The sequence below is a fragment of the Kitasatospora sp. NPDC043949 genome (assembly GCF_056435365.1).
The window spans coordinates 19,447-45,811 of record NZ_JBWKEQ010000046.1 but is presented as its reverse complement, the minus strand read 5'-3'; the positions used below and the strand labels follow the sequence as shown (position 1 = coordinate 45,811).

Genomic DNA, 26,365 nt, shown 5'->3' with positions numbered 1-26,365 from the left:
ATCCGAGGAGAGATTTCCATGGACACCGACGCCGCCCCGATCGTCCTCATCACCGGCACCTCCTCCGGGATCGGCCTCGCCGCCGCCGTGGCCGCCGCCCGCGCCGGGTACGGCGTCGTCGCCACCATGCGCGACACCGGACGGGCCGAGGCCCTGCGGCGCACCGCCGCCGAGGCGGGCGTCGACGGGCGGATCGACGTCGAGCAGCTGGACGTCACCGATCCGGCCTCCGTTACCGCCTGCCTGGAGGCCGTCCTCGCCCGGCACGGCCGGCTCGACGCGGTGGTCAACAACGCGGGCGCCGGCCACGTCGGCACGATCGAGCAGGACGGGACGGCGCCGGTGCGGGCCGCCATGGAGGTGAACTTCTTCGGTGTGGTCGAGGTCACCCGGGCCGCACTGCCGCACCTGCGGGCCTCCGGCGGCCGGGTCGTCACCGTGACCAGCGTCGGTGGTGTGGTCGGGCAGCCCTTCAACGAGGCGTACTGCGCCGCCAAGTTCGCCGTCGAGGGCTTCATGGAGTCGCTGGCGCCGGTCGCCGCCACCGTCGGCGTGCACGTCACCGTCGTCGAACCGGGCGCCGTCGCCAGCGAGTTCATCGGCAACCAGGCCATCGACCTGCCCGCGCTGACCGCCGCGGCCGGCCCGTACGCCCCCGCCCTGCGGGCCTATGTCGACCGCACGCAGAAGGCCTTCGCCCAGGCCCAGACCCCGGAGCAGGCGGCCGCCCCGATCGTCGCGGCCCTTACCGCCGAGCGGCCGCCGCTGCGGGTGCAGACCTCCGAGGCGGCCCAGGCCTTCGCCGGCACCAAGCTGGCCGACCTGGACGGCTCGGCGGTGCGGCGGATGACGGGCGGCTGGGTGGTCTGACGAGTCCGGCCCGGGTCTGACACGCCCGACGGGCCCGACAGGTCCGACAGGTCCGACAGGTCCGACGGGCCTGGTGGTCCTGACGGGCCCGAGGATCGCGCTGGGGGCGGCTCGGGGCGGCGCGGGGCCGGCAGCCGGGGTGGGAACGGAATGATCACCGGTCATACTTGGGCGGCGGCACCCGACACCGGACGCCGCGGGCCGTGCCGGCACCACCCGGCGCAGCCCGCCCGCCAGCCTTCCCGCCCAGACCGGAGGAACCGATGAGCAGCCACCTGCCGACCCACCGCCCGGCGGCCGGGGCCCCGGCAGTGCCGTGGAACCGGCAGCGGCTGCGCAGCAACAACGAATGGCTGCTGCTCGAACTGCTGCGCACCGGCGGCGGCTCCTCGCGCGCCCAACTCGCCCGGGACACCGGCCTGTCCAAGCCCACCGTGTCCGCCGCCCTGGCCGCCCTGGAGCAGGCCGGGCTGGTCCGCGAGGCCGGTCGGCTGGCCCCCGAGCGCGGCCGCACCGCGGTGCTGTACGAGGTCGACCCGGCCGCCGGGCACGTGCTCGGCGTGGACATCGGGCGGGCCAGGCTGCGGGTCGCCGTCGCGGACCTCGCCGGGACGGTCGTCGCCCGCCGCGACGTGGCCAACCGGGGCCGCTCGGCGAACGCCGTCGCCGACGCCGTGGTCGCCGCCGCCCACGAGGCCATCGACGAGGCGGGCCTGGCCGCCGACGACATCGTGCACGCGGTGATCGGCACCCCGGGCGTGTGGGACGAGCAGCGGCGCGGCGTGCGCTACGCCACCAGCCTGCCCGGCTGGGGCCGGCCCGGTCTGTTCGACCGGATCGGGGAGGGCCTGGGCGTGGCCGTCACCGTCGCCAACGACGCCAACCTGGCCGCGCTCGGCGAGTACACCCTCGGCGCCGGCCGGGGCAGCCGGATGTTCGCCTACCTGCTGGTCGGCACCGGCCTGGGCGTCGGCGTGGTCAAGGACGGCGAACTGCTGCTCGGCGCACACGGCGCGCTGGGCGAGATCGGTCTGGTGCCGCTGCCCGCCCGCCCCGGTGAGCCTCCGGCGACCATCGAGCAGGAGGCCGCCGCGGACGCCGTGGTGCGCACCGCCCAGGACCTCGGGCTGGGCGGCGCGCCCACGGCCAAGCAGGTCTTCGAGCGGGCCCGGGCCGGCGACCCGGCGGCGGTCCGGGCCGTCGGCCATGAGGCCAGCCAACTCGCCTACGCCGTCGCCGTGTTGTCCGCCGTACTGGACCCGGACCTGGTGGTCCTCGGCGGCGGCATAGGCAACAGCGCGGACCTGCTCCTGGAACCGCTGGAGCAGGCCCTGCACCGGATCGCCCCGATGCGTCCGACGCTCGCGCCGAGCCTGCTGGGGGAGGAGGCGGTCCTCCTCGGCGCGGTCGCCACCGCCCTGGAGACCGCGCGCCCCGAGGTGTTCGAGCGCCGGACGGCGGGGCTGCCTTAGGTCCTGTCCTCACGGTGGCCCGTGGCTCGGTGGGCGGTTCGGCCGATGGCTCGCCCGGGTGCGCGGCTGCTCAGCCGGTCAGCCGCTCAGCCGGTGGCCAGGGTGAGGCCGTAGGCGCTCAGGATCGGGTTGACGGGCTGGAAGTAGGTCTCGCCGCCCGAGGTGCAGTCGCCGGAGCCGCCGGAGGTGACGCCCTGCGCCTGGTTGCCGGAGATGAACGACCCGCCCGAGTCGCCGGGTTCGGCGCACACGCTGGTGCGGGTGACGCCGTAGACGCTGCCCTCCTGGTAGGTGACGGTGGCGTTGACCTCCTCGACGGTGCCGCAGTGCCAGCCCGTCGTGGAGCCGGAGCGGCAGACCGAGGACCCGACGGGCTGCTCGGTCGAGCCGGCGACCGTCACCGCGCCGCCCGCGTAGTCGTTCACCTGCGGCTGCGCCGTCCAGCCCGGGCCGGCCTGCACCCAGGAGTAGTCGTTGCCGGGGAAGGTCGAGCCCTGGAAGGTGCCGATCGAACTGCCGTCGGAGGCCGTCGCGTTGGAACCGGGCTGCCCGCAGTGTCCGGCGCTGACGAAGCCGGGCCGGCCGTTCTGGGTGACGGGGAATCCGATCGAACACCGGGCGGCGTTGTCGATGTAGTACGCGTCGCCGCCGTGCAGGTCGGCCAGCGGCCGGGGCGTGGCGGTGGCCCGCTCGACCCGGACCAGCGCGCGGTCCACCCCGGAGCGGCGCAGGAAGTCCTCGGTCCGGGCGGCGTCGGAGGACCGGACCACGACGGCGTTGGTGCGGACGTCCACGGACCAGAACGGCGTGGCGGTGGGTGTGGCGGCCCGGGCCGCCCGGTCGAGCGCGGCCTTCGCCCGGTCGAGGGCGGCCAGGGCGTTGCGGACGACGGTGGCCCGGCCGCCGTGCGCGGTGATCGTCCGGGCGACGGAGGCGTCCGTGGTGGCGACCACCAGGGCGGCGTCCGGCCCCTCGACCCAGGCCCCGGCCCAGCGGGAGCCCAGGGCGGCGGCGAGCGCGGTCCGAACCCGGGCGGCCCGGCTCTCCCCGGCCAGCCGGTCGGCGGCGGCTTGCGGGGAGAGTCCGAGGTCGCGCTGGAGCGCGGGGAGCAGCGCGGACGGGGCCGGGGCGGTCCGGGCCGCGGGGGAAGCGAGGGCGGCGACTGTGGACGGGTCGTCAGCGGGCGCGCTGACGGCGGGGGCGGCGGTCAGGGCGACGCCCGCGAGCGCGGTGGCGACCGCGAGCACACGGATGCGGAGCATGGGGGATCTCCTCGTTCGGCGTGGGGGTTGCCGGAACGGTAGCGATCCGCTGGCCATGTCAGGAACATGCCGAATTCCCCTGCGCTCCGGCGCTATACCCCTGTTGGGGCGGTCGGCGGTTCGGCGCAGCGTGACGGCGGACCGGAGGGCGGCGACGCTCGGTAGCCGGCAGATCTCGATCTGCCAACGAGTGGGAGATCCGTGCGCGGATCGTGTGCGAGCTCTGCTTGAATCGCACACCTCATCCAAACGGAACGGAGCGTTCTCCACCCATGCCTTCACGCATACGCGGGCGTCGGTGCGCCGGCCTGGCCGGCTTCGCCGGACTCGTCCTCACCGTCGGTCTGGCGCTGACCGGTTGCGACCCGTCGGCCGCCGACGGCGGAGCCAAGGCCTCGCCCCCGGTGACCGCCCCGGCGGCGGCCACCACCCAGTCGACCCCGCCGGCCGCACCGCCTGCGGCGCCGCCCGCCGCGTCCCCGGCCGGCACGCCGCCGCCGGCGTCGGACCCCGCGCCGAGCACGCCGACCGCCCCCGCAGCGGCGGCCCCCAGCACCCACGCGCCGTCGCCCACCCCGAAGGCGCCGCAGCCGAAGACCACCACGGCCCAGCCGCCGACCGCACCGGAGCCGCAGCACACCGCGGCGGCCGGCGGTGCGGAGTGCGAGCTCCGCTCGAACGCGGGGAACTGCTACGCGGCCGGGCAGTTCTGCCGCAACGCCGATCTCGGCAAGAGCACCCATGACGCCAACGGGGGAATGATCTACTGCCGGATGGTCAGCGGCAAGCCGCACTGGCAGGCCTGAGCGAGGCCGATCGGGTGCGGGGGATGAACGCCTCGGCCCCCCCCGCGCCCGGTCGGCCCGTCGGCGTGACCCGGGAGACCCCGGACCCTAGTCGAGCTGTCCGAGAGTGTCCCAGAACAGGTGCTCGTACGCCTGGAGCAGTCGGCCGTACTCGCGGGCCACGGCCAGGGTCGGCCCGTCCAGCGGATCCGGCCCGAGGGCGTCGGCGGCCTGCTGTTCGAGCGCGGGAGCGGGCTGGGCGAAGAAGTACCCCAGTGACCACCCCCACCCGCGCCCCCTGGATACCCGGAGGCGGCAGCGCCCTGGGGTGGGGTCTGCGTAACCCCTGCCCGGTCGGCGTCGGGCCCGCCGGAGCCGACCGGGTGCAGTGGTGGGTGGTCTGGTGCCTTCAGTGCGGTGACCGGTACGCCGGGCGCCCCGCCCAGGTCGGCGACGACCACGGCCACCGTGACGACGCCCGCCACGCCGCCCGCCTCCATGCCGACGACCACGAAGCCGACTTCAGCCGGGTCGTCGCCGCCGAGCGCACCCGGGGCCCGCGAGCAGTCCGGGTGGACCAGCAGGGTGTACAGCCTCGTCGCGGCGGCCACCCTGCACCCCAGCGAAGGCGGCGTGTGGTGGGACGGCACCGGCTACCGCCTCGTCCCCGCCGGGGCCCGGCTCGACGCCAAGGGCCGCCGGGTACGGCGGAAGGTGGTCGAGCTGGTCATCGCCGCCGGGTTTCTCCAGCAGGAGGAGAACGGCGACGTCGTCGCCACAGCGGACGGCCGCGCCATGCTCACCATCTGGCGGCACCACCGCACCGACCTCGCCGAGCCCTGGCCAGCCCGCGCGGAGCCCCAGGCCCTACCCCCGCTGCCCGGCGGCCACGAAGCCGCCCGCCGCCGGGAAGCCGCCCGCCAGCGCCTCGCGGAGCTGGAACGCCAGGCCGCCCAGAGCCGGGCCGAGTTCCTGCGGCGTCGTGAGGAGGCCGAGCAGCAGCACCAGGCCGAGCTGGAGGCCGCCCGCCATCGCAGCGCCGACGAGCAGGCCGAGCGCGAGCGCGCGGAGCGGGCCCGCACCGGTGCGGACATCGGCCTCACGTGGTCCGCGGTGGGTGCCGGCCGCTGGAGCGTCACCGGTGCCGGCCATGACCGCCGCCTGGACGCCACCCTCAACACCACTGACTTCGCGGCGGAGATGTACGAGATCCGGGAGGACGGCTACTTCATCTCCCGCCACCGCTACGAGCACCAGGCCGAGGCCGCCGTCCGGCAACTGCTCGCCGACGGCGTCGAAATCGGCGAGCGGACACCAGAGCCCACCCCCGCCCCACCCACCCAGTCGGCCGTCGACAGCCCCGCCGGCCGATGGCACCAGGCCCCACCCCCACCCACCCGAACGGAAGGCACCATCCCTGAGCATTCACCCCGACAACGTCCTGGCCGAGGGCCGATGGAATCCGCGGTGCTTCGAACTCGACTACGAGGGCCGCAGAGGCCACTACCGGGTCGTACGGGGCCTCGGCGAACAGATCGGCACCGTGGAAAAGCACGGAGGCGTCTGGATGCCCAAGGACACCGCCGGAGCCTGGGTCGGGGCAGCCGCCGGCCGACGCGGCTACCTCACCCGCCGGGTCGCGGCCATCGAGCTGTCCATCACCGTCCCGCTCCCGCCGCCGGAGGAAGAGGAGAAGTACCGAGTGGACCCAGGGCCCGCCCCCTCCTGAGCGCGGCCCTCGCCATGCAAACCTTAAGGCGCCAACCCTGCCCGCTTCGCCATAGCGAGCAGACCGGGCTTAGAGCGTTGGTGCATGACGATCAGCACCCGTAGCACCTCGCGACCCATCGGGTGTATCTGTGCCATCTGCGGAGCGACGGCATGGGCGGCGTTGAGAGCTTCCTCGGCACCGGCGTAGTCGCGCACGGCCAACCGGGCGCGCGCAACGTCGATGTACAACCGGCCTAGGCGGTTTGGCTTCAGCCCGGCTGGTGGGGATGCGATCAGTGAACCGGACATCTGGACAGCGCGGTCGGGGGCGTCGAGTTCGACGTGGGACGCCAGCTCGTACAGTGCGGTGTTTCCCCGGCCGAACGTCAGATGGTGCTGAACCAGGTCCCTGCCGTCCGGAAGCGTCTCGGCCAGGGTCCATGCGTGCCGCAGATGGTCACGGGTGGCGTTGGCATCCTTGGCTCTCGACGCCAGCACGACGCCGCGCAGATGGAGAGAGCCGAGGTGGATGGTCCGAAAGGGGCCACTCGCGGGTACGGCCTCGTAGCGGCTGATAGCCCTCTCGATGATGGCCAACCCGTCCTCATACTGGCCAGCAGACTGGTATGTACCCGCCTCATTCCACGCTGCTGCTGCCTCGGCAGACGGGTTCCAGGTCTGCTGCGCGGCCCACATCTGGCGAGACACGATCATGTCGGCAAGATCGGGTTGTGCGAGTCGGTGTGCAACCGTGTACGCGCAGCTGTACACATCCGCGACGTAGCCCCATGCCGTCGCCTCGCCTCGGGAGTCGAGAGCGGAGGCGGTCGTTTGGCCGAGGAGCGCGGGCAGCATCCGCAGCAATTCCAGGTACTGCGTACTGGCCCTCAGGTCAGCGGCGGTCTGAACGGCCACAGTGGTCTCGGCTGGGGAGAGCGGACTCTCTCGCGGAAGGGTGTGGCGACGAACAGTGTTCCGAAGCTCGTTGAGTAGGTCCGTCTGCTCGGTCGGGCCGACGAAGGGATTCCCGTAAACGCGGGCGGTGGTGACGTGGAGAACCCGAGCGACGGCAGCCACCACCGCAGGGGTCGCAGGCCTGAGCCCAGTTTCAATCTTGGAAAGGTAAGAGAGCGTGATGCCGGCTTCCCGGGCGAGTTTGGCCTGACTCAGGCCGCGCGCTTTCCGGAGTACCGCGATGTTCTCGCCAGCTGACGGTGCTGTGTTCCCCATGCAATCAATCATCCCAACTCGACAGCTAGATGATGGCACATCAGGTTCCGCAAGGGTTGTTGTGCAAGTTTTGTGTTAACTGATCTTGGTCATCCGCCGTTGAATGATTGCAGTCAGTAAGCAAGTCATCACCTTCTAGCCCTCGGGCGGCTCCTGGCCGGCACTCGCGTACCGGCCGGGGGGCAGCCCGATGCGGTCTCCGTGCACACAGGCCGGGATTCCCTCCCGGCTGTACCGGAAGCTGTCGGCCGGGTTGAACGGGTACTCCGCGCTGGGGTGTTCGAGCACATCGAACGCCTCATCGGGGAGCCGAAGGCTGGGGCAGATCCAGCATGCATCGTGATCGTCGTCGTTGGTGATGAACGGCTCGGCGGACATGAACGCAGAGTAGCGATCGAGACACCGGAGCGCACAAGCCCAGGTGTCGCAGGAGTTCCGAGGGCCGCCCCCATACACAGCCGCCCGCGGTGAAGGAGGACCGGCCGATGGCGCGACGCACCCCCAAGCGTGAGTACCGAGAGGTCGTAACCGGGCCCTCGAAGTCCGAGTTGCAGCAGGCCCCCGCCGGCTGGAACCCGCTGGACGACTACAGGGCGGCGAACGCGGCCGACCGGGCCCCGTCCGTGGGTGCTTTCCTTCAAATCGCCGCCGTGCGGTCGTCGTGCTCCTGTGTCAACTGCGTTGCCCGCAGGGGCACTGCATGAGTTCCCGATGGAGAGGTGCAACTGTGAAAGTCGGTGTGATCCAGGGCGACCCGGTCCGGCACCGCAAGGACGGATGGACGGGCACCGTCGCGGAGACCCCGAGCAGGCTCGCTAACCACGCCTGGGTGAACCGGGACAGCTCCAGCGATCCCTACCCGGAAATGGTCCTGCTGGTGGACTTGGAGGCCGCGGATTGAACACGCTGCCGCCCTCCTGGCCTCCGGGCGAGGGGCGCGTCGTGGACCGGCCCGACGGCTACCGCGAGGGGACGTGCTGGGTCTGCTCCCGGGAGACGCTGGTCTGCGCGGGCACCTCGCTCCAGGCCCCCGGTGACCCCCAGAGCACCTGCCACCCGATCTGCAACGACTGCATCATCCGCGCCCGGACGCCCCACCGCCGTGCCGCGCTGCGGGCCGCGCTCGACAAGCGCCCGGCGTAGGTCCCGTGTCGAGACGAGGAGACCCCCGTGGACGACGGCCAGGACGACTACCGGGACACGGCCAGGAAGTCCGCCCGTGGGGACCCGACCCCCGTGACGGTCGCCGTCGCCTACACGGTTTCGCTGCTCGCGGCAAGACGGTGTACGCGGATCTGCGCCTCGGTCGGCGGCCTCGAAGCCGCCGACCCCTAAAGCTCCCAGCCCAGTTGGATGGGGAAGTCCTCTGGGCTGGGCTCCACCGGGAATCCCCGGTGGAACGTTGCACCACCTGGCAGGAAGGAACAGAGAGATGAGCGTGAACGAGCCCATCGTCACGGCCGACGAGGACGACGACGTGGCTGTCACCGTGATCGGCGACGCGGCGGCCCTCACCATGGGCGGCACCTCCGACGGCGGCGAGGGCAAGCGGTACGTGTACCAGTACGCCGGCTGATCCGCCTTCTGCGGTGCGGCCCTTCGGGGCCGCACCGCTCCGCTTTCTGCCATTGATCTGCCAAGGGGAGGGCCACCATGGCTTTCGGGGGCTTCAGCGGCTCCGCAACGGGCACGCCACGCCCGTCAGGAGCGACACGGCTGCATCCGCAGTCGAGCGTATGGATGACCGGCATGACGCTGACTCAGCTCCACGTCACGGAGGGTGGACCGGCCCGTCGGCTGTTCGTCCTCGGGCTGAGCGGTGCGCGGCCGGCGGATCTGAAGGCGTTGGGCGCTGGGCCTCTGCCGACCGATCTGGCGTGGCGCTGGCCGGGGGCTTACGCCGTGGTGAGCGAGGCCGAACACGAAACTGTGATCTTCACCGACCCTGCTGCCGCGCAGCCGGTCTATGTCACCCGCTTCGGTTCGGGGTGGGCCTGGTCGTCGTCGGCGCGACTCCTCGCGGGGCTCAACAGGGCCCCTGTCGATACGCGGCGGCTCGTGACAGCGGTGTTCGCGCCGCTGCTCCCCGCTCTCGTTGCGGGCCGGTCGTACTTCTCCGGGGTCGAGCAGTTGCCGCCGGGCGCGCGTATCCGGCTCGCTCCGGGCACAGCACCTCAGATCACGAACCTATGGCTGCCGCAGTCGGACATCGGACCCGAGCCGACCAGGCGCTTCCGGGTCGAGCTTGAGAAGGCGGTGGGCCTAGGACTGGGCGACGGCCCGTTCAGCACTGACCTGTCGGGCGGACTCGACTCATCGTCCATCACCCTCCTGGCAGCTCGCCGAACACCCGACAACGTGTGCGTCAACGCCGTCACGGTCCACCCTGAAGGGGACGAGTCGGGAGCAGACCTTCGATTCGCTCGGCTCGTGGCGAACTCGATGCCCGGCAGGATCGAACATCACCTACTGCCCACACAACGCGAGCATCTGCCCTACACCGGGATCACCGACGTGCCCGCCGCTGATGAACCGGCCCCGTCCACAATGGCCTGGGCTGGGCTGCTTCGGCAGTTGGAGTGGATGGCCGAGCGATTCGACACCACGCTTCATCTGACCGGTGACGGCGGGGACAGCGTCTGCTCGCAGCCGCCGGTCCATATCGCGGATCTGGTTCGACACCGGCAGTTCCAGGCCGCCTTCCACCAGGCCGCGGGCTGGGCCCGGCTCCGGCATCTTCCGTTTTCGAACATCCTCCGGCAGGCAGTCGCGTCGGCCCGACTCTCCAGAGCCGACGCACTGTCCGTACTTGCCGAACGGATCGTTCAAGGCTCGTCCTCGGCGGTCGGCACCGTTCACTGGTTCGCGCCCGTGCAGCTCCCTGCCTGGGCTGGTGCCGAGATCCTGCCGCAACTGCGAGGTGAGATTGAGCGGGTGGCCGCCGCCCCTGACCCGCTTGTGGGACTCGATGCCGGGGTCCGCACGGTTGTTGACGAGATTCGTGAGATAGCCCGGACGGCACAGGCGGATGCCGCGCTGGCGGAGGAAATCGGTATCCGACTTCGCAACCCGTTCCTGGACGCCAGCGTGGTCAACTCCCTGCTGCGTGTCCCGCTCGAAGCCCGCCCATCCGTGTACGCCTACAAGCCGCAACTGGTGCGGGCGATGAGTGATCTGCTGCCGGCCCCGCTCGCCGCCCGCAGTACCAAGGGCTCGTTCAACGCCGACTTCTACACCGGCCGGCGGGAGAACCTGGATGCCCTGCTCGGCCTGGCGGACGGGTTCCTCTCCGCCCTCGGTCTGGTCGAGCCCAGGGCCCTTCGCCGCGTGCTGAAGCAGGCCGCGATGGGCATGCCCGTGCCGATGGGCATTCTGGACCGGACGCTCGCCGTCGAGGCGTGGCTTCTGGCGCTTGACCGCGAGTCGGAGCCGCAATGGATTGAGGAAGTGGGAGACCGTGACTGACTCGCCTTCGTTCGTGAGCATGCCCCGCCATGTCCGTGGTCTGGACTTTGGGCACGCCGTTGTTCTGGTGAACTACTACAACGGCCAGGTCAGCACGCTCCCCGCGTCGGCCGGCGCGGCTCTCCGTCACGCGGTGGAGTTCGACAACATCCGGCTCCTCCCGGAGCCGCTGTTGAAGTCGCTGCTGGCGGCGGGCTTGCTGGTCGTGACTGACCGGCCTCGGCCGTGGCGGAGCGTGCGCGAGGTGGAGGTGCCGAAGGCAAGCTGGGGCGGCGACGAGTTCCGGGCCGGGCTGACTCCTCCCGTGCCCGTCCCGCGTACCCGGACACTGGCGGCGGCTACCGCCCTCTCGGTGGTCCACGCTGTGAAGGCCGCAGGCCCGGAGCATGAGGCGATGGGCCGTGTTCTCAAGCTGGTTCACTCCGCCAGCACGACGGGGCGGAGAAGGCCGGCGACCGCCAGCGAAGCCGAACAGGCCGTCCACGCCGTGCGTAGCGCGGGCTGGTACTCGCCCGGACGAACCAACTGCCTGGAGGAGTCGGCGGCCGCGATGCTGCTGCTCCAGCTCACGGGTAAGGCCGCGGTTTGGCGTCATGGCGTCGCGCCTGACCCGATACGGTTGCACGCCTGGATCGAGACCGTTGACGGCACGCCGGTCGCCGAGTCCACGTCAGTTGGGTTGTTCACAGCGATTCTTAGCGTCCCCGGAGCACACTATGTCCGTTGAACAGATGATCTGGCTTTCCGATGGCACCTGCGGGCTCGGCCCCCTTCGATCTGACCTGGCAGAGCAGTACTGGCGCTGGGAGGAGAACCCGAGTTCCCTGATCGGGTTCGGCCGCCCGGTTCCTGAGTCGCTGCAAAGCCGGACCCAGGGACTTCAGCAGCAGCTCGCCGGCAGGAACATCAGGTTCACGGTCTACGACCTCACGGACGCCGAGACCCCGGTGCCCAGCGGCATGACCACGCTCCAGCCCGATACCTACGCCCGCACCGCCGAATTCATCCTCGTCATCGCGCCCGAGGCGCGCGGCAAGGGCCACGCCACCCGAGCCACCCGGCTGACGCTGGACTTCGGGTTCCACGTCGCCAACCTTCGGTCCGTCTGGCTCAAGGTGCTCGCGCCCAACAAGGCTGCCGTCCAGGTCTACGAGAAGGCCGGCTTCAAGCACGTCGGCGCGATGCGCCAGGCCGGGTACTGGCGCGGCGCGGTGTGCGACGAGCTGATCATGGACGCGTTGGCCTCGGAGTTCTCGGGCCCCAGCGTCTTGGCATCGGCGGACTGACCGGCGAGTCCTGACCATCTCGCACCCCCGCCGCCCTCAACCCCCAGCGGCGGGCCCACCCCCGCCCTGCGGCTGCCCCCGCTGCCGCAGGGCGGAGGACTCTCCACCCTCCTCAGGAGTAGCCATGTGGGCCACCACCGAACAAGACCGGCAGGCCATGCTCAGGGCACTCGTGATCGCCGCGCTGCCGGCCATCGCCCTCCGGTACGCCTCCGGCGTCGGCGTCAGAAGGCTCGCGACGGTTTACGGGTGCGATTCCAACTGGCTCCAGGCCCAGATGATCAAGGCCGGGTACCGCGTCCGGCCGCTTGAGGAAGCAACCGGTCTGCGCCCCGCACCCTGGCCGTGGATGCCTATCAGCATGCCAGGGCGGAAGACGATGCCCTGATTGGGCGCCCCGCTCAAACCGGAGCCTCCAAGCTCACGCGACGAGCGCGTAGCTGGTGAGCTGTACGTGTTTCCGCAGGCCAGGGGTTAAGTCTACGTCTGTATACTTACTCCAGGCCGTGAAGTTGGCGACCAGCGCGGCGGCCGCGGCGGCGGGCTCGCCGTTCAGTGCGAGCCAGGCGAGGTAGGCCGGGTAGGCCGGGTAGGCCGGGTAGGCCTGGCAGCCGGCCAGTGGTGGCCGGGCGGCGAGTTCGTCCGGGCCGAGGCCGCAGGCGGCGGCGAGGCCGGGCAGGGTGCGCAGCGCGGCGCTCTCGCCCCGGCGAGGGCGGCGAACCAGGCGCTCACCGGAAGGTCGGCGCTGCGGGTGGCGAGCAGCAGCAGGCTGCGCCGGTCGGAGGCGATGATCCGGTGCTGCTGGGCGGCGAGTTCGGCCAGGGCCGGGCGGGGCGCCGTGCCGTCGGCGAGCGCCGTGACGAGTGCCGGGGCGGCGTCGCCGGGCGCCAACTCGGCGCGCAGGTCGCGGATCTGGTCGAGGATCGGGTGGTTCACCGGTGCCTCCGTGGTGCGGTTCGATCCCGGTGCCATTCCTACCGCCTGGCGGGGCCCGGTCGGTGGCGACAGGCCGGGGCGGGCCCCGGGTTGCTCCCGGCCCCGCGGGTGCGGGGCCGGGAGCGGGCGGTGCGGTCGGTGGCTCAGGACCCGGCGCAGGCGCTGGTCACGTCGCCGGCGGCGTCGGTGATCGCCCCGATGTCGGGCATCTTGCCCTTGGAGACGTTGTCCTGGGCGCTGGAGACGGCCTTGTTCAGCTTGTCGGTGGCCTTGTCGAGCTTGTCCCCACTGTTGTGGTCGCGGAGCTTCTTGATGTCGTCGCCGACCTTCTTCAGGGCGTCGGAGGTGTGTTTGCGGCGATCCTGGTCGGTGAGTTGGCCGACGTTGATGGCCGATGAGGCGAGGTCCTGGATGTCGCCGGTGATGCTGACGGCCTGTTTGCCGCAGTCGAGTGCCTGGTCGACGTCCTTGCATGCGCTGAGCAGTGGAGCGGTGGCGAGCAGCGCGAGTGCGGCGGCGGCCAGTCGGTACGGTTTCCTTGTCATGTCTGTATCCCTCCCGCCGGCAACAACGCCTGATCGCCCGCTCGTGGTTCCGCCCGATCGGGTGAATCATGGGTGAACCTTTACTGTCGGCCAGGAAAGGGAGTTGATGGAACATCAGATTCCGGACTCGACTTCGCCGACTTCACGTCAGGGGTGCTGCCCATGACGTGAAGTCGGCCGGGACTGCTACCGGTTGGCCGGTCCGGAGAGGTCGCGCACCAGTCCGGCGAGGGTCGGGGTGTCGACCCCGTGTGCGGCGGCGGCCCGCAGGACGGCGCCGCCGATGGCGTCCAGTTCGATCGGACGGCCTGCCTCCACGTCGCGCTGCATCGAGGACTTCATCGACCCGGGCACCCGGTCGAAGGCGGCGAGCAGTGCCTGTGCGTCCGCCGGGGCGCCCGCCGCGCCGGAGACGGCCGCGATCTCGTCGAGGACGGTGAGCAGTTCGGACCGGTGCTCGGTGCGTACGACGCCGACCTCGCTGCGGTGGCGGGTGGTGAGCAGCGCGAACGGGGCGAGGAAGGAGAGCTTGCTCCAGAGCATCGCGGTCTCGTCCTCGCGAAGCGTGACATCGAGGCCGGTGCGCCGCAGCTGCTCGGCCAAGTCCGCTGCCGGTCCGGCCAGTTCGAGCACGGTGAAGGGGCTGGTGTGCTCGATCCGCCCGGGCGCGGTCCGAGTGGCCTCGACCCGGATCGTGCCGGCCGCGACCTGCCCGGCCGGGTAGCGCTCGCGCAGCGCCGCGACGTGGTCGAGTCCGTTGAGCAGCGGCACCACGACGGCGGAGCCGAGGGCCTGCGGCGGCATCCGGTCGAGAGCGTCGGCCAGCGCCGTCTCCTTGACGGTCACGAACGCGGCGTCGACCGGCTCGCGCAGTTCGGTGGCGGCTTCGACCCGGGCGGTGAACTCGCCGAACTGCCCGCTGTGGACGTGCAGTCCGTCCCGGTTGAGGACGGCGGTGGTCTCCTCGCCGGCCAGGCAGATCACCCGGTGCCCGGCGCGCGCGAGCAGTCCGCCGATCAGGCCGCCGACGCCGCCCGGCCCGAGGACGGCGATGGTCAAGGGGGTGGTCGCGGAGGTGGACGCGGGGGTGGTGGTCATGTCGACTCCTGGTGAAGGGGTGAGGGGTGGGCTTCCGGGGAGGAGAGGGAGACGAGGCCGAAGGTGAACGGCGGTTCGTGGCGCGGCTTCCGCCCGCCGGCCGGGGTCCAGCGCACGGGGGTGTTTCGGCTGAGGCGCAGCGTGTCGTACCGGACGTTGCCGTGGGCGGGATCGGGGACGGGCAGGCCCCCGGCGCGCAGCGCCTCGACCACCTCGTGGGCCGGCCGGCCGAAGACGTCGACGCCGTGGAGGCCGACCGGGCAGGCGGTCGCACCCTCCAGCGGTTCCACCGGGCGGCGCGAGAGGAAGACGGCCCGGAGGCGCTCGCCCGAGCCCGAGCAGAGGGTGACGCCGACCCCGGGCAGGGTGAAGTGCAGAGCCCAGCTGGAGCCGCAGACGAAGATGGGGCGCACACCGCCCGGGAGCGCCTCGTGGTGCGGGGCCAGCAGGCGGCGGACCGTCGCCTCGGTGAGGCCGAAGCGCAGTCCGGGCAGCGGCGCGGGCAGGCGGACGCCGTGGCCGGGCAGCAGGTCGATGGTCACCCGTTCATGATCCCTCGTCGGATGGGCGGCGCGGGGCCCGGGGGCGGGCGAGGCTCAGCTCGCGGGCGTACCGAGGCGGTGGCCCGAACCGCGTCCTGCCGTCGGGCGTCGCGGTCGGTGAGCGCCGGCACCGACTCTCCGGGCGGGAGGGGGCGGCGGTCCGGGCGCCCACCGTGCCGGTCAGCCGGCCGTCAGACCGTTCAGCGCGTCGGTGACCTGACGGGCGAGGGCGGGCGGCAGTGCGGCGTAGCCCAGCTGCGTCGCGGCCGGCTGGCCGGCGGCGCTCACCGCGTGGGAGAGCAGACCGGCCAGTGCCTGGGTCGGGCGGTTGCCGCGGTTGTCCGGTGCGTTGGTGTCGCAGAACACCGCGTAGCCGACCTGGACGAGCGGGTACGCGCCGGAGCCGGGGTTCGCGTAGTCGACGTCGACCGTCAGGCCGGCGCCCGTGCCGGTGACCTTGGCGCCGACCAGGGCGGCGGTGGCGGCCTCGGTGGTGGCGGCCACCGGGCCGGAGCCGGCGGACAGTTTCGCGGTCCGCAGCCCGTCGGCGTCCTTGAGCGGGAGGAAGGCGATCGCGCCGGACTTGCCGGTCACCGTCTGGCGGACGGCGCCGAGATCGCCGACCGCCAGACCGCCCGTCGCCTGGGCGGGCCAGGAGCGGGCGGCCGTCGGGTACGGCCAGGCGGCGGACGCGGCCTTGGCGAGGTAGCGGGTGAAGCCGAGCGTGATCGGCGATTCGGCCGACGGGTGGACCGCGGTGATGGCCGAGTCGGGCAGCACCCGGCCGGGGTTGAGCGTCGCGATCGCGGGATCCCGCCAGCTGGTGATCTGGCCGTTGAAGATCCGGGCCACCGTCGGGGCGTCCAGTACCAGCGAGTCGAGCCCGGGGACGTTGTAGACGACCGCGATCGGCAGGGCGGCGAGCGGGAGTTGGGCGGGCCGGGCGGCCGTGCACCGCTTGCCGAGGCCGTCACCCTCGTCGCCCAGGGGCGCGTCGTCGAGGGTGACGGCGTCGACCTGGCCGGCGACGAACTGCTGGTCGGCGGTGCCGCCCAGGTCGGCGGTGGCCACGTTCGCGGTGGGGCACGCCTGGTGGTAGTCGGCCGTCCAACGGCTCATGACGGTCTTCAACGGCCCGTCTCCGCCCACGACGGCGCGGGCCGAGGGGCAGTCGGGCGGGCCGGACCGGCCTGACTGACCGGGAGTGGACGGAGCCGAGGCGGCCGGGGGCAGGGCACCGGCACCGCCGCTGTCCTTCTCCTGCTGCCGCAGCAGGACGGCCGCGCCGCCGGCCGCGGCCAGCGCGACGGCGACCGCGACGACGAGCGCGGCCGTCCGGCGGCGTGGCCTGGGGACGACGGGGTCGGTCGGCGCCGGTATGACGGCGGGCCCGGCGGGCGGGGGGAGGGCGGGTGCGAGGGGTGCCGAGCGGACGTCCGGCTCGGTCGGTACGGGCGGCACGGCGGGCCGCTCCCACACGGTCGCGGGCCGGGTGTCGGGCGCGGCCGGGGGAGGCTCCACGCCCGCGACGGACCACGTCAGCAACGTCTCCAGGGTGGGCCGTCGGGTCGGCTCCTTGGCGAGGCAGGCCGCGACCATGGGGAGCAGCTCCGCCGCCAGCCCGGCGAGGTCCGGCTCCTCGTAGACGACCCGGAAGCCCACCGCGTGCGAGGAGTCCGCGCCGAACGGACCGCGCCCGGTGCCCGCGAAGGCCAGCACCGAACCGAGCGCGAACACGTCGGTGGCCGGGCTGGTGTCGCCGCGCCGGAACTGCTCCGGCGCCATGAACGGCGGTGTGCCGACGGCGACGCCGGTGCTGGTGAGCTGGGTGCCGTCCAGGGCGCGGGCGATGCCGAAGTCGATCACGCGGGGGCCGTCCTCGGCGAGCAGGACGTTGCCGGGCTTGAGGTCCCGGTGCACCAGCCCGGCACGATGGATGTCCCGCAGCGCCTCCGCGAGGCCCGTCGCCAGCCGCCGTACCTCCGGCGGGCTCAACGGGCCCTGCCGGGCGACCCGTTCGGCCAGCGAAGGGCCCGGGACGTACAGGGTGGCCAGCCAGGGCGACGGGGCGTCGGGGTCCGCGTCGACGACGGGTGCGGTGAACGCCCCGCTCACCCGGCGGGCGGCCTCGACCTCGTGTCGGAACCGGGCCCGGAACTCTTCGTCCCCGGCGAGCTCGGGGCGGATCACCTTGAGTGCCACCTGCCGCCCGGACAGCGACCGCGCGCGGTACACGACGCCCATCCCGCCCGCGCCGATCCGGCCCTCCAGCCGGTACCCGCCGATCTCGCGCGGATCGTTCTCCAGCAAGGTCACGTGACCCCCGTCCTCAGACACCCGTCCCCCGTCCCCCGGTCAAACGGGAGCCAGCCTAGTACCGCACCGGCGGGCGCCGTGACGGTGGCTCGGGTCGGTCGGTCGGTCGGTCGACCTCGACGGCGCCGGGATGGGACCGGACCGCGACGGTGCCGGGGTGGGACGGGACCGCGACGGCCTCGACCCGACGTACGCGTCCTGGGTCCGGAGGTAGGGCCACCTGCGGGGTTCGGTTTTCCGAACCCCGAATTGGGGGGCCAGCCCAATCGATCGTGCGGCCGTTCATGCCCAGGATGGAGGGCATGAACGGGATGACGACAGCCGCCGCGGCGGCGAGCGGCGAGGTGGCGGGCGCGACCCTGACCGGGGACGGGCTGCACCGGGAGTACGGGCGGGGCACGGCCGCCGTCCGGGCGTTGCGGGGGGTGTCCGTGGCCTTCGCGCCGGGGACGTTCACGGCGGTGATGGGGCCCTCGGGTTCCGGCAAGACGACGCTGCTGCACTGCCTCGCCGGGATGGACCGCCCCACCCGGGGCACCGTCCGCTGGGGCGGGACGGAGGTGTCCCGGCTGCCCGAGCGGCGGCTCGCGCAGCTGCGCCGTACCAGGGTGGGGTTCGTGTTCCAGGCGTTCAACCTGATGCCCGCGATGACCGTCGCGCAGAACGTCGAACTTCCCGGGCGGCTCGCGGGGGCGCGGCCGGACGGGGCGCAGGTGCGGGAGGCGCTCGCCAGGGTCGGCCTGTCCGGGCGGGAACGGCACCGGCCCGGGCAGCTGTCCGGCGGCCAGCAGCAGCGGGTGGCGATCGCCCGGGCGCTGGTCGCGCGGCCGGCCGTGCTGTTCGCGGACGAGCCGACCGGCGCGCTCGACCGGGCGACCGGGCACGACGTCCTCGACCTGCTGCGTTCCGGTGTGGACGTGGACGGGCGGACGTGTGTGATGGTCACCCACGACCCGGTGGCCGCCGGCTACGCGGACCGGGTGCTGCTGCTGGCCGACGGGCTGCTGGTGGACGAGCTCGACCGGCCGACCGCCGCACAGGTCGGCGAGCGGTTGAGCCGGCTGGGCGGGGGAGCGCGATGAGCCCCGTCCTCTCCCTGGCGGCCGGTCAGATCCGGCGCCGACCGGCCGCCTTCGCCGGGCTGGCGGTGGCGCTGTTCCTGGCGGTGGGGACGGTGACGCTGTTCGGCTCGCTGGTCGCCGCCCAGGCCATGGCCTCCGCGGTGGCCCGCCGGGCGGTGGCCGGGCCGGGCCTGCTGCTGATCGCGGGGGCGTTCGGTGAGATCGCCGTCCTGGTCGCGCTGTTCGTCGTGGTCAACGCGCTCGGCTTCACCCTCCGCCAGCAGCACCGCGACCTCGCCCTGCTGCGGACGGTCGCCGCGACACCCCGTCAGGTGCGTCGGCTGGTGCGGGCCCAGGTCGCGGCGACCGTCCTGCTGACAGCCGTGCCCGGCGGCGCGGCGGGCACCCTCGCCGCCCGGGGCTTCCTCGCCGCGCTCCGACGGCGCGGGCTGGCCGCGCCCGGCCTGCGGATCCCCGGGACGCCGGTGCCGATGCTGGTCGCACTGGCGGTGGCGCTGCTGGTCGGCCTGGCCGCCGCCGCCCTCGCCGCCCGACGGATCACCCGGCTCACCCCGGCCGCCGCGCTGACCGCCGACACCTCGGGCCAGCGGCGCACGGGCGTGCTGCGGGTGCTGGCCGGGCTGGCCGTCCTGGCGGGCGGGGTGCTGCTGCTGCGGCTCGCCGCCACCAGAGGGGCCGGTGAACTGGACAAGGCGGGGCAGGCGGCGATGCTCGGCTCGCTGGTGCTGCTGGTCGCCCTCGCCCTGCTCGGGCCGCTCGCCGCACGGGCCGTGGCCGCCGTGCTCGGCGCGCCAGTACGGGTGCTGGCCCCCGGGGCGGGCTGGCTCGCCGACGCCAACCTGCGCGGCTACGCGGCCCGGCTCTCCTCGGCCGTGGTGCCGGTCGCGCTCCTGGTCGGGCTGTCGGGCACCATGTTGATCATGACGAGCACCGCCGAGCACGTGGTCCGTACGACCGGCGCCGCGACCAGCGTCACCAAGGTGACGGACGTCTGGCTCCGGGAGGCGGAACTGGGGATGCTGGTCTGCTTCGCGGCCGTCTCCACCGTCAACACGCTGGTCGCCCTGACGGCCGACCGGTGGCGCGAGTTCGCGCTACTGCGCCTGGTCGGCGCGACCAGGCGGCAACTGCTGCGGATGCTGTCCGTCGAGGCGGCCCTCACCACGGCGGTCGGCGTGCTGCTGGGTGCGGCGGTGGCGGCCATCGCCACGGGGGCGTTCGCCCGGGCGGTGACGGGGTCGGTGCTGCCGGTGGTGCCCGGCGCTGCGTGCGGCTGGGTGGTGGCGGGCGCGGCGGCGCTGACGGTACCGGGAATCCTGGGCGCCGGCCTGCGGGCGATCCGGGGGCGCGCGGTCGAGGCGGTCGGCGGTGAGCGGGGGTGAGCGGGGGTGGCCGGGCCCTTCGCCAGGTGCGGTGGGGCCGGGTCGAAGCCGCCTGGGTGTGTCGTCGAAGCGGTGAGTGGTGAGTGGTGAGTGGTGAGTGCGGTGAGCGTGGTGAGTGGGAGTGGTGAGGTGGACGGTGGCTGAGCGTCGGCGGTATCTGTCGGTGCGCGGTGGCGAGTTGGCCTTCGCGCTGCTCGGGCTGCCGATCGGCGTGCTCGGCGGGGTCTACGCCGTGGCCGTCCTCTATGCCGGGGCGTTGCTCTCGCTCACCGTGCTCGGGCTGCCGTTCGTGGTGGCCGCCCTGGCTGGGGCGCGCGGGCTGGGCGGGCTGCACCGGCGACTGGTCGGGCGGCTGCTCGGCGAGCGGGTGCCGGCGCCGGGCGCGCTGCCCCTCCCGTCCGGGGCGATCGCCCGGGGCCGGGCGGTGCTGACCGACCCGGTGGCCTGGCGGGCGCTGCTCTACCTGCTGCTGCGGCTGCCACTGGGGGTGCTCGGCTTCCTGGTCGCGGTCGGACTGCCGCTCAGCTGCGTCTGGTTGGTGGGCTTCCCGGTGTGGGTGCGGCTGCTGGAGCCGGGGCCCAGACCGGTCGGCTGGCTGGACGTGGCCGGGGCCCCGGCCGGGCTCGCCGTACTGGCGGCGGTGCCGGCGGCGCTGCGGGCGGTGAGCGCGGCCAATCGGGGCCTCGCCCGGCTGCTGCTCGGCCCGGTGCGGTCGCAGGAGCGGGTGCGCGAGCTGGAGACCGCCCGGGCCACCCTGCTCGCCGAGAACACCGACCGGTTGCGCCGCCTCGAACGCGATCTGCACGACGGGACGCAGGCGCAACTGGTCGCGCTCGCCATCACCCTCTCGTTGGCCGGCGACGCCCTCGGTGCGGTCACCGGTGAGGCCGTTGGCGACGCCCAGCCCGGGCTGACCGGGCTGCCCGGCCCGCCCGGCGCTCCGGACGCCGAGCGCCTGCGCACCCTGGTCGACCGGGCCCGTCGGCAGACCGACGACACCATCGCGGAGCTGCGCCGGCTCACCCGGGGCATCCACCCGGTGGCGCTGGACGGCGGCCTCGCCCAGGCGCTGCCCGGGCTCACCGCTACCGCGCCGGTGCCGGTCACGGTACGGCTGGACCTGAGGGAGCGGCCGGACGCGGCGATCGAGCAGGCCGTCTACTTCTGCGCGGCCGAGTTGCTGACCAACGTCGGCAAGCACAGCGGCGCGGCGGCGGCGGAGCTCGCGGCGAGCGCAGCCGACGGGCGGGTGCGGCTGACGGTGCGCGACGACGGCCGCGGGGGCGCCGCCCCGGGCGGGGGCTCCGGTTCGGGCTCCGGGTCGGGTTCGGGCTCGGGCCTGGCGGGCCTGGCCGAACGGCTCGCGGCGGTGGACGGGGTGCTGCGGGTGGACAGCCCGCCGGGCGGGCCGACGACGGTCACCGCCGAACTGCCGAGCCGCCTGTGACGGGTGGCCGCGGCGCGGCCGTCCACGGAACCGCTGCTCCCGGCTCAGCCGCCGGTCTCGGCGAGGTAGGTGAGGACGGCTTTGACGCGCCGGTTGTCGGTTTCGGTCGCCGGCAGGTCGAACTTGGCGAAGACGGCGGCGACGTGCTTCTCCACCGCCCGCTCCGAGACCACGAGCAACCCGGCGATCGAACGGTTGGAGTGGCCCTGCGCCATCAGCTCCAGTACCTCCCGTTCGCGCGGGGTGAGCGCGTCGACACGGTTTCGCCGCCCGCCGTGCATCAGGCCGTTGACGATCTCCGGGTCGAGCGCCGTGCCGCCGGCCGCCACCCGGTGCAGCGCGTCCACGAACTCCGAGGTGCGGGCGACGCGTTCCTTGAGCAGATAGCCGACGCCGGCGGCGCCACCTGCGAGCAGCCGGGCCGCCCAGGCGGGCTCGGCGTGCTGGGAGAAGACCAGGATGCCGACCCCGGGCGAGGTGGAGCGGAGCTCGACGGCGGCGCGGATGCCCTCGTCGGTGTGGCTGGGCGGCATCCGGATGTCGACCACGGCCACATCGGGCCGGTGCTCGTCGACGGCGGCGATCAGTTCGGGGGCCGTCCCGGCGGTGGCGACCACGGCGCACCCGCGTGCGGTGAGGAGTTCGACCATGCCGTCCCGGAGGATCACCGAGTCCTCGGCGAGGACGACGCGGAGCTGCTTCTCGATCATGTCGCCATTATCGGCGGTGGCCGGTCCGCCGCCGGTCGGCGCCCGGCCGCCCGGGGCCGGCTGTCGGCCGGCTCCGCCGTCCAACTCGCCGCCCGTGCCGTGCGGCTCCTCCTCACCCTGCCCGGCGGCTCGCTGCGCGGGGCGTCGGTCCCTTCGTCAGAACAGTATTGACGGTACGTCAGTGTTCGCCCCCCTGCTGTCCGCGCCAGGCGTGGACGCCGGGGGCGACCTCGACCACCTCGAACGGGTAGGCGTCCCGGACGAGTTTGAGCAGGGCGCGCTGCTCGTCCAGCCAGCCGGGGGCGGGGGACAGGACGACCCGGAGGGTGACGCCGGAGTCCTCGGCGTCGGAGACGGTCACCCAGAGGCCGCCGGGTCGCCCCGGCTCGATCCGCAGCTCCGGGCCGTGCTCCTCGTCCAGCCAGCGCACCGCCTCGCGTCGCGCCAGACGTTCCAGGGCGGCTTCCCACTGCTGGAGTTGACGTCCAGTCACCAGTGTGACGAACTGCCCGCGGGCCGAGTCGGCGGTGACGGTGATCTCGCAGTCCAGCCAGTCGTGGCCGAGCAGGGAGCCCGGTGCGTGCCGCCCCAGCACCCGCACCCGTACGCTCCGCCCGCCGGTGCGCCCCTCGTGCCCGGTGGCGTCGTCGGTGCCGGGGCGGTCCGTCAGTCTGATCAACTCGTTCTGGTGCGAAGCGACTTCACGCACTGTGTACTCCCGGTCACTGCGAATCCAAGGGCTGACATCCTCGCGCAGGTGTTCGTCCGGTGCCAGTCCGTGGGAGGGGTTCGTCTCCGGCGCGCCGACGGCCCGCCCGACCGTGGAGGTCGGACGGGCCGGGTGGGGCGGTGGTCGGCTGGTGGTCCGCGCTGCTCAGGGCTGGTCCGCCCTGGTCGGGACCGGCCGGGACTGGTCGGGGCCGGCGCGGGTCGACGGGAGTCCGTCGGCGCCCGTCAGTGCCCGTCAGTGCCCGTCAGTGTCCGGCGGCGCCGGTCACCGCTGGTCGGCGTGGCCGGTCAGGACGGTGGTGAAGATCGGCTCGCCGTTCTGGTGGCCGGTGACGGTGGTGGTGAGGGCGTCCGGGTCGTCACCGGGGGTGTGCCGGGCGGTGATCGTGGTGGCGGCGTCGTGCTCGGCGTACCGGTGGTAGGTGGTCGCGGCGGAGGCGGGGATGACGGTGGCCGGTGAGACGAGCGCGTTGGTGGCCTGGCGGGCGGCCTCCAGTAGGACCATGCCGGGAATGTGGTCGTTGGCGTGGTCGAAGAGGATCGGGTGCCAGAGGTCGGGGGTGAGGTGCCAGGTCCCGGGTGCGTCGGCCGGGGTCAGGACGACGTCGCAGGGGCGGATCCGGCCCACTCGGCCCGGGGCCAGCGGCTCGCCGGAGACGGCGGGCGCCGGGTCGACCTCGCGGCGTGCCCCGCGCAGCCGCCGGTAGGTGGAGTCCGGCACGGTGGTGAACCGGGCGTGTCCGGTGGCGGCGAGGTGGGCGCCGCGTCGGATGACGGTGCTGAGGGTGAAGTCGATGGTGGTGCCGGCCCGGCGCGGCTGTGGGACGAGTCTGGCCTCGATGGTGAGGTCGGTGGGCGCCGCGCCGATGAGCAGTTGGCGGGGGCGGGTGGTGTAGTCGAGGTTCCACATCATGAACTTGTGGTCGAGCGGGACGCCGAACCGGGTGTGCGCGAGGTAGAGCCCGGCTTGGCGGATCGTTTCAGCGGCCTGGATCGGGTCGTGCCGGGTTCCGTCGGGGGTGGTGAAGAAGGTGTGGGCGCGCGGCCACTGCGCGGTGACGGCGAAGGTCGTCTCGTTCAGCTGCTCGCTGCCGGTGAGGAAGACCTCGGCGTGACAGGCCCGGTGGACGTACTCCTTGGCAACGGTGCTGGTCAGGCGCGGTGCCGGTCCGGTCGGCACGGCCGGTCCGGCGGTGCGGCCGGGGGTGGTGCCGTGGTCCGCGCCGGCGACGCGGGAGATGGCGGGGGCGCGGTAGGCAAGCAGGGTCATGGGAGCGCTCCGGAAGGCCGTGGCGGGCGGGGTGGGCTGCTCAGGGCTCGTAAGATACGTACCTTCCGGTTTGGTTTTCAAGGAGCCCGAACGAAGGTTCGTTGGCGGCCGAGCGTGGTCGGGTGGTCGCTCCAGGTGCCGCGCGATGGCCGTCCGGGTGGCCTGAACCTGGGGCGGATGCCGCCTGGCCTGCAAAGGAATCCCCAAAAGTGGGGTGACAGGTGCATTATCACGGCGGGCCGTTTTCGGTGGGATGCGGCCGGAAGTGGGGAGCCGGATTCCGGCTCTGTCGGCCGGGGGAGGGGTGGCGGTCGCTTTCCCGCCCTGTAGCGTCCACGCGGTTTTCCTTCACTCGAAGGCGGGTGCATGCGACCTGGGGGCGAGGGATCGCCGGTTGACCGGCGGGTAAGATACAGGGTGTTTGGTTTTGTTTGCCGAGCGTTTCGGGCGGGGTGGTTGCGGTGGTGCGGCAGGAGCGGGCGATCCGGACGCGTCGGCTGATCCTGGAGGCGGCGGCCTCGGTCTTCGACGAGCACGGGTACGAGGGGGCGACGATCGGTGAGGTGGTCGCCCGTGCGGGTGTGACCCGGGGTGCGGTGTACTTCCACTTCGCGTCGAAGCGGGAGCTCGCGCAGGGCGTCGTGGAGGAGCAGTTCGGTCGGGACGAGATCCCCGAACGGCATTGCAAGCTCCAGGAGTTCGTCGACCTGGGGATGGTCGTCGCCCATCTCATGCCGGGTGACCCGCTGTTGAGCGCGGGCGCGCGGCTCTCGCTCGGCCAGGACGTGTTCGGCGACCTCAGTGGCGGTGCCACGCCCGGGTGGATCGCCCGGCTGGAGGCGGTGCTGACGGCGGCCGGCGAGCGGGGCGAGCTGCTGCCGCACGTGCTGCCGGCCGAGACGGCGTGGCTGATGACGGGCGCCTGGACGGGCGTGCAGATCCAGTCCCAGAAGATGTCCGGCCGGGCGGATCTGGAGCGCCGGGTGGCCGTGCTGTACCGGCACGTGATGCCGAGCATCGCGGTCCCCGGGGTGCTGGCCGCGCTGGATCTGGGCTCGGACCGTGGTGGGCGGGTGGTGGCCGAGCTGGCGGCGGCCCGTGCTGGTGGCGCCTGACGGCTTGCGCCCGGGGCTGACGCGGCGGCACTTGTGGCGGCGGTCGGTCCGGTCGGTCGCCGCAGTCCGGAGCTCGATGGTCCGTTCAAAAACAAACAGCTCGTTCGGTTTTGTATTGACAAACCGTCCGTCCTGTTTTTGGATGAGCACCTGGTGCTCGGCTGTGCGGTAGCCGCAGCGCCGGCCGGCCGGTGGCCGTCGGGGTCGCCGATCCGTCTGGATTGGGGTGGACGTCATGGAGATCCGGGTGTTGGGGGCCTTGGGGGTCCAGGTGTGCGGGGTGTCGGTGGTGCCCTCGGCGCCGAAACCACGGCAAGTGCTCGCCCTGCTGGCCCTGCGCGCCGACCAGGTCATCTCGGCGGGCGTCCTCGCGGAGGAACTGTGGTCCGGCCATCCGCCACGCAGCGCGCGCACCACCGTCCAGACCTACGTCCTCCAACTGCGCGACCTCATCGACCGGGCGCTCGCCCACCGCGATGACGCCGGAGGAGGGTGCGGAGCCAAGGACGTCCTGGTGACCTCGCCCGGCGGCTACCGGCTCGACAGCGGCGGCGGACTGGTCGACCTCCAGGAGTTCGACCGCCTCGCGGGCCTCGGCTACCGGGCCATGGACGGCGGCGACTTCCCGCTCGCCGCCCGCCAGTTGGGCGAGGCGCTCGGCCTGTGGCGCGGTCCGGCGTTCGCCGACGTCCCGCTCGGCGGTCAACTCGCCGTCGAGGCCAAGCGGTTGGAGGAGACCCGGCTCTGCGCGCTGGATCAGCGGATCGAGGCCGACCTGCGGCTGGGCCGCCACCGCGTCCTGCTCGCCGAACTCACCGTCCTGGTCGACCGCTACCGCACCCACGAGAGCCTGCACGGCCAGTACATGATCGCCCTGCACCGCTCCGGCCGACGGGGCGAGGCCCTGGAGGCCTACCAGCGCCTGCGCAACACCCTGGTACGGGAGTTGGGCATGGAACCCTCGGCCGGACTGCGACGGCTCCAGCGCTCCATCCTGCTCGCCAACCCCGATCGCCCCGAGCCCGACCGTGCCGCCGGCCCCGCCACCCCCGCCGACCAGACCCCTCCTCGCACCACCCGGCTCACCCGCGTCGGCTGAGCCCGCCACGGAGG

General features: G+C 73.2%; 30 protein-coding genes. 18 read left to right on the top strand and 12 right to left on the bottom strand.

Annotated elements, in window-relative coordinates:
• The first annotated feature begins 18 nt into the window (after positions 1-18).
• Positions 19-870 (top strand): SDR family NAD(P)-dependent oxidoreductase, encoded by an 852-nt coding sequence (locus AC07AL_RS29795; protein WP_478318849.1) that lies wholly within the window; start codon positions 19-21, stop codon positions 868-870.
• Between the two features lie 263 nt (positions 871-1,133).
• Positions 1,134-2,342 (top strand): ROK family transcriptional regulator, encoded by a 1,209-nt coding sequence (locus tag AC07AL_RS29790; protein ID WP_400805726.1) that lies wholly within the window; start codon positions 1,134-1,136, stop codon positions 2,340-2,342.
• 86 nt (positions 2,343-2,428) lie between these two features.
• Here AC07AL_RS29790 and AC07AL_RS29785 read toward each other — a convergent pair whose 3' ends face one another.
• Positions 2,429-3,604 (bottom strand): S1 family peptidase, encoded by a 1,176-nt coding sequence (locus AC07AL_RS29785; RefSeq protein WP_363631313.1) that lies wholly within the window; start codon positions 3,602-3,604, stop codon positions 2,429-2,431.
• Between the two features lie 272 nt (positions 3,605-3,876).
• Here AC07AL_RS29785 and AC07AL_RS29780 point away from each other — a divergent pair, with 272 nt between their 5' ends.
• The gene (locus tag AC07AL_RS29780; RefSeq protein ID WP_400332819.1) at positions 3,877-4,410 is read left to right on the top strand and encodes a hypothetical protein; all 534 of its coding nucleotides are present in this window, start codon (positions 3,877-3,879) and stop codon (positions 4,408-4,410) included.
• Positions 4,411-4,530: 120 nt separating this feature from the next.
• Positions 4,531-4,668 carry a hypothetical protein gene (locus AC07AL_RS29775; RefSeq protein ID WP_363582697.1) on the top strand — a complete coding sequence of 46 codons (138 nt, stop codon included), beginning with the start codon at positions 4,531-4,533 and terminating at the stop codon, positions 4,666-4,668.
• A gap of 588 nt (positions 4,669-5,256) precedes the next feature.
• Here AC07AL_RS29775 and AC07AL_RS29770 read toward each other — a convergent pair.
• Positions 5,257-5,541 (bottom strand): hypothetical protein, encoded by a 285-nt coding sequence (locus AC07AL_RS29770; protein ID WP_363582699.1) that lies wholly within the window; start codon positions 5,539-5,541, stop codon positions 5,257-5,259.
• A gap of 415 nt (positions 5,542-5,956) precedes the next feature.
• On the opposite strand from AC07AL_RS29770, the gene AC07AL_RS29765 reads away from it, so the two are divergent.
• Positions 5,957-6,118 (top strand): hypothetical protein, encoded by a 162-nt coding sequence (locus AC07AL_RS29765; RefSeq protein ID WP_363582701.1) that lies wholly within the window; start codon positions 5,957-5,959, stop codon positions 6,116-6,118.
• Positions 6,119-6,141: 23 nt separating this feature from the next.
• On the opposite strand, the gene AC07AL_RS29760 is transcribed toward AC07AL_RS29765, so the two are convergent.
• Positions 6,142-7,329, bottom strand: coding sequence for a helix-turn-helix domain-containing protein (locus AC07AL_RS29760; protein WP_363582703.1), 1,188 nt, complete (start codon positions 7,327-7,329; stop codon positions 6,142-6,144).
• A 135-nt stretch (positions 7,330-7,464) separates the two neighbouring features.
• The gene (locus AC07AL_RS29755) at positions 7,465-7,707 is read right to left on the bottom strand and encodes a hypothetical protein (RefSeq protein WP_363582705.1); all 243 of its coding nucleotides are present in this window, start codon (positions 7,705-7,707) and stop codon (positions 7,465-7,467) included.
• 349 nt (positions 7,708-8,056) lie between these two features.
• On the opposite strand from AC07AL_RS29755, the gene AC07AL_RS29750 reads away from it, so the two are divergent.
• From AC07AL_RS29750 to AC07AL_RS29715, 8 genes are all read left to right on the top strand, one after another.
• On the top strand, positions 8,057-8,230 hold the full coding sequence (locus AC07AL_RS29750) for a hypothetical protein (RefSeq protein ID WP_363582707.1): 174 nt from the start codon (positions 8,057-8,059) through the stop codon (positions 8,228-8,230).
• Positions 8,227-8,472 (top strand): hypothetical protein, encoded by a 246-nt coding sequence (locus tag AC07AL_RS29745; protein ID WP_478318847.1) that lies wholly within the window; start codon positions 8,227-8,229, stop codon positions 8,470-8,472. Before AC07AL_RS29750 ends, AC07AL_RS29745 begins: the two co-directional genes overlap by 4 nt.
• Positions 8,473-8,499: 27 nt before the next feature.
• Positions 8,500-8,664, top strand: coding sequence for a hypothetical protein (locus tag AC07AL_RS29740; protein ID WP_363582711.1), 165 nt, complete (start codon positions 8,500-8,502; stop codon positions 8,662-8,664).
• Positions 8,665-8,761: 97 nt separating this feature from the next.
• A complete protein-coding gene (locus AC07AL_RS29735; protein ID WP_400332802.1) occupies positions 8,762-8,905 on the top strand; it encodes an albusnodin family lasso peptide in 144 nt (47 codons plus the stop codon).
• 77 nt (positions 8,906-8,982) lie between these two features.
• Positions 8,983-10,794 (top strand): albusnodin/ikarugamycin family macrolactam cyclase, encoded by a 1,812-nt coding sequence (locus tag AC07AL_RS29730; protein WP_478318846.1) that lies wholly within the window; start codon positions 8,983-8,985, stop codon positions 10,792-10,794.
• Entirely contained in the window at positions 10,787-11,521 is a 735-nt protein-coding gene (locus tag AC07AL_RS29725; RefSeq protein WP_478318845.1) for a lasso peptide biosynthesis B2 protein, read from the top strand. The genes AC07AL_RS29730 and AC07AL_RS29725 overlap by 8 nt, the downstream gene beginning before the upstream one ends.
• Positions 11,511-12,080: a GNAT family N-acetyltransferase gene (locus AC07AL_RS29720; protein ID WP_478318843.1), complete on the top strand. Its 570-nt coding sequence runs from the start codon at positions 11,511-11,513 to the stop codon at positions 12,078-12,080. Before AC07AL_RS29725 ends, AC07AL_RS29720 begins: the two co-directional genes overlap by 11 nt.
• Before the next feature lie 124 nt (positions 12,081-12,204).
• Positions 12,205-12,468 (top strand): hypothetical protein, encoded by a 264-nt coding sequence (locus AC07AL_RS29715; protein ID WP_363582719.1) that lies wholly within the window; start codon positions 12,205-12,207, stop codon positions 12,466-12,468.
• 164 nt (positions 12,469-12,632) lie between these two features.
• On the opposite strand, the gene AC07AL_RS29710 is transcribed toward AC07AL_RS29715, so the two are convergent.
• From AC07AL_RS29710 to AC07AL_RS29690, 5 genes are all read right to left on the bottom strand, one after another.
• Positions 12,633-13,016 (bottom strand): hypothetical protein, encoded by a 384-nt coding sequence (locus tag AC07AL_RS29710; RefSeq protein WP_478318841.1) that lies wholly within the window; start codon positions 13,014-13,016, stop codon positions 12,633-12,635.
• Between the two features lie 143 nt (positions 13,017-13,159).
• Positions 13,160-13,561, bottom strand: coding sequence for a hypothetical protein (locus tag AC07AL_RS29705; RefSeq protein WP_363582723.1), 402 nt, complete (start codon positions 13,559-13,561; stop codon positions 13,160-13,162).
• A 186-nt stretch (positions 13,562-13,747) separates the two neighbouring features.
• On the bottom strand, positions 13,748-14,659 hold the full coding sequence (locus AC07AL_RS29700) for a ketopantoate reductase family protein (protein ID WP_400984910.1): 912 nt from the start codon (positions 14,657-14,659) through the stop codon (positions 13,748-13,750).
• Positions 14,656-15,201, bottom strand: a complete 546-nt coding sequence (locus AC07AL_RS29695) for a hypothetical protein (protein WP_400984908.1) — start codon at positions 15,199-15,201, stop codon at positions 14,656-14,658. Before AC07AL_RS29695 ends, AC07AL_RS29700 begins: the two co-directional genes overlap by 4 nt.
• A 180-nt stretch (positions 15,202-15,381) precedes the next feature.
• Positions 15,382-17,517 carry a serine/threonine-protein kinase gene (locus AC07AL_RS29690; RefSeq protein ID WP_478318838.1) on the bottom strand — a complete coding sequence of 712 codons (2,136 nt, stop codon included), beginning with the start codon at positions 17,515-17,517 and terminating at the stop codon, positions 15,382-15,384.
• Between the two features lie 311 nt (positions 17,518-17,828).
• Between AC07AL_RS29690 and AC07AL_RS29685 the strand changes: the two genes are divergently transcribed.
• From AC07AL_RS29685 to AC07AL_RS29675, 3 genes are all read left to right on the top strand, one after another.
• Positions 17,829-18,599, top strand: coding sequence for an ABC transporter ATP-binding protein (locus tag AC07AL_RS29685; protein ID WP_363633693.1), 771 nt, complete (start codon positions 17,829-17,831; stop codon positions 18,597-18,599).
• Positions 18,596-19,981 (top strand): FtsX-like permease family protein, encoded by a 1,386-nt coding sequence (locus AC07AL_RS29680; protein WP_478318836.1) that lies wholly within the window; start codon positions 18,596-18,598, stop codon positions 19,979-19,981. Before AC07AL_RS29685 ends, AC07AL_RS29680 begins: the two co-directional genes overlap by 4 nt.
• Positions 19,982-20,117: 136 nt before the next feature.
• A complete protein-coding gene (locus AC07AL_RS29675; RefSeq protein ID WP_478318834.1) occupies positions 20,118-21,428 on the top strand; it encodes a sensor histidine kinase in 1,311 nt (436 codons plus the stop codon).
• A 44-nt stretch (positions 21,429-21,472) separates the two neighbouring features.
• Here the strand turns inward: AC07AL_RS29675 and AC07AL_RS29670 are convergent, their stop codons facing one another.
• The 3 genes from AC07AL_RS29670 to AC07AL_RS29660 form a co-directional block, all read right to left on the bottom strand.
• Positions 21,473-22,138: a response regulator transcription factor gene (locus AC07AL_RS29670; RefSeq protein ID WP_478318833.1), complete on the bottom strand. Its 666-nt coding sequence runs from the start codon at positions 22,136-22,138 to the stop codon at positions 21,473-21,475.
• Between the two features lie 178 nt (positions 22,139-22,316).
• Positions 22,317-22,847 (bottom strand): DUF5959 family protein, encoded by a 531-nt coding sequence (locus tag AC07AL_RS29665; RefSeq protein WP_478318832.1) that lies wholly within the window; start codon positions 22,845-22,847, stop codon positions 22,317-22,319.
• Between the two features lie 285 nt (positions 22,848-23,132).
• Entirely contained in the window at positions 23,133-24,137 is a 1,005-nt protein-coding gene (locus AC07AL_RS29660) for a ScbA/BarX family gamma-butyrolactone biosynthesis protein (RefSeq protein ID WP_363633689.1), read from the bottom strand.
• A 461-nt stretch (positions 24,138-24,598) separates the two neighbouring features.
• Between AC07AL_RS29660 and AC07AL_RS29655 the strand changes: the two genes are divergently transcribed.
• Together AC07AL_RS29655 and AC07AL_RS29650 are read left to right on the top strand one after the other, a co-directional pair.
• A complete protein-coding gene (locus AC07AL_RS29655; protein WP_363633690.1) occupies positions 24,599-25,252 on the top strand; it encodes a ScbR family autoregulator-binding transcription factor in 654 nt (217 codons plus the stop codon).
• Positions 25,253-25,487: 235 nt separating this feature from the next.
• Complete coding sequence (locus AC07AL_RS29650; RefSeq protein ID WP_478318830.1) at positions 25,488-26,351, top strand: AfsR/SARP family transcriptional regulator; 864 nt, start codon at positions 25,488-25,490, stop codon at positions 26,349-26,351.
• Positions 26,352-26,365 lie beyond the last annotated feature (14 nt).

Bases quoted from the DNA above. Each gene is read 5' to 3' on its own strand.
- AC07AL_RS29795 (WP_478318849.1), top strand. From the start codon at position 19: ATGGACACCGACGCCGCCCCGATCGTCCTCATCACCGGCACCTCCTCC.
- AC07AL_RS29790 (WP_400805726.1), top strand. From the start codon at position 1,134: ATGAGCAGCCACCTGCCGACCCACCGCCCGGCGGCCGGGGCCCCGGCA.
- AC07AL_RS29785 (WP_363631313.1), bottom strand. From the start codon at position 3,604: ATGCTCCGCATCCGTGTGCTCGCGGTCGCCACCGCGCTCGCGGGCGTC.
- AC07AL_RS29780 (WP_400332819.1), top strand. From the start codon at position 3,877: ATGCCTTCACGCATACGCGGGCGTCGGTGCGCCGGCCTGGCCGGCTTC.
- AC07AL_RS29770 (WP_363582699.1), bottom strand. From the start codon at position 5,541: ATGGCCGGCACCGGTGACGCTCCAGCGGCCGGCACCCACCGCGGACCA.
- AC07AL_RS29765 (WP_363582701.1), top strand. From the start codon at position 5,957: ATGCCCAAGGACACCGCCGGAGCCTGGGTCGGGGCAGCCGCCGGCCGA.
- AC07AL_RS29760 (WP_363582703.1), bottom strand. From the start codon at position 7,329: ATGGGGAACACAGCACCGTCAGCTGGCGAGAACATCGCGGTACTCCGG.
- AC07AL_RS29755 (WP_363582705.1), bottom strand. From the start codon at position 7,707: ATGTCCGCCGAGCCGTTCATCACCAACGACGACGATCACGATGCATGC.
- AC07AL_RS29735 (WP_400332802.1), top strand. From the start codon at position 8,762: ATGAGCGTGAACGAGCCCATCGTCACGGCCGACGAGGACGACGACGTG.
- AC07AL_RS29730 (WP_478318846.1), top strand. From the start codon at position 8,983: ATGGCTTTCGGGGGCTTCAGCGGCTCCGCAACGGGCACGCCACGCCCG.
- AC07AL_RS29720 (WP_478318843.1), top strand. From the start codon at position 11,511: ATGTCCGTTGAACAGATGATCTGGCTTTCCGATGGCACCTGCGGGCTC.
- AC07AL_RS29715 (WP_363582719.1), top strand. From the start codon at position 12,205: ATGTGGGCCACCACCGAACAAGACCGGCAGGCCATGCTCAGGGCACTC.
- AC07AL_RS29705 (WP_363582723.1), bottom strand. From the start codon at position 13,561: ATGACAAGGAAACCGTACCGACTGGCCGCCGCCGCACTCGCGCTGCTC.
- AC07AL_RS29700 (WP_400984910.1), bottom strand. From the start codon at position 14,659: ATGACCACCACCCCCGCGTCCACCTCCGCGACCACCCCCTTGACCATC.
- AC07AL_RS29685 (WP_363633693.1), top strand. From the start codon at position 17,829: ATGACGACAGCCGCCGCGGCGGCGAGCGGCGAGGTGGCGGGCGCGACC.
- AC07AL_RS29680 (WP_478318836.1), top strand. From the start codon at position 18,596: ATGAGCCCCGTCCTCTCCCTGGCGGCCGGTCAGATCCGGCGCCGACCG.
- AC07AL_RS29670 (WP_478318833.1), bottom strand. From the start codon at position 22,138: ATGATCGAGAAGCAGCTCCGCGTCGTCCTCGCCGAGGACTCGGTGATC.
- AC07AL_RS29660 (WP_363633689.1), bottom strand. From the start codon at position 24,137: ATGACCCTGCTTGCCTACCGCGCCCCCGCCATCTCCCGCGTCGCCGGC.
- AC07AL_RS29650 (WP_478318830.1), top strand. From the start codon at position 25,488: ATGGAGATCCGGGTGTTGGGGGCCTTGGGGGTCCAGGTGTGCGGGGTG.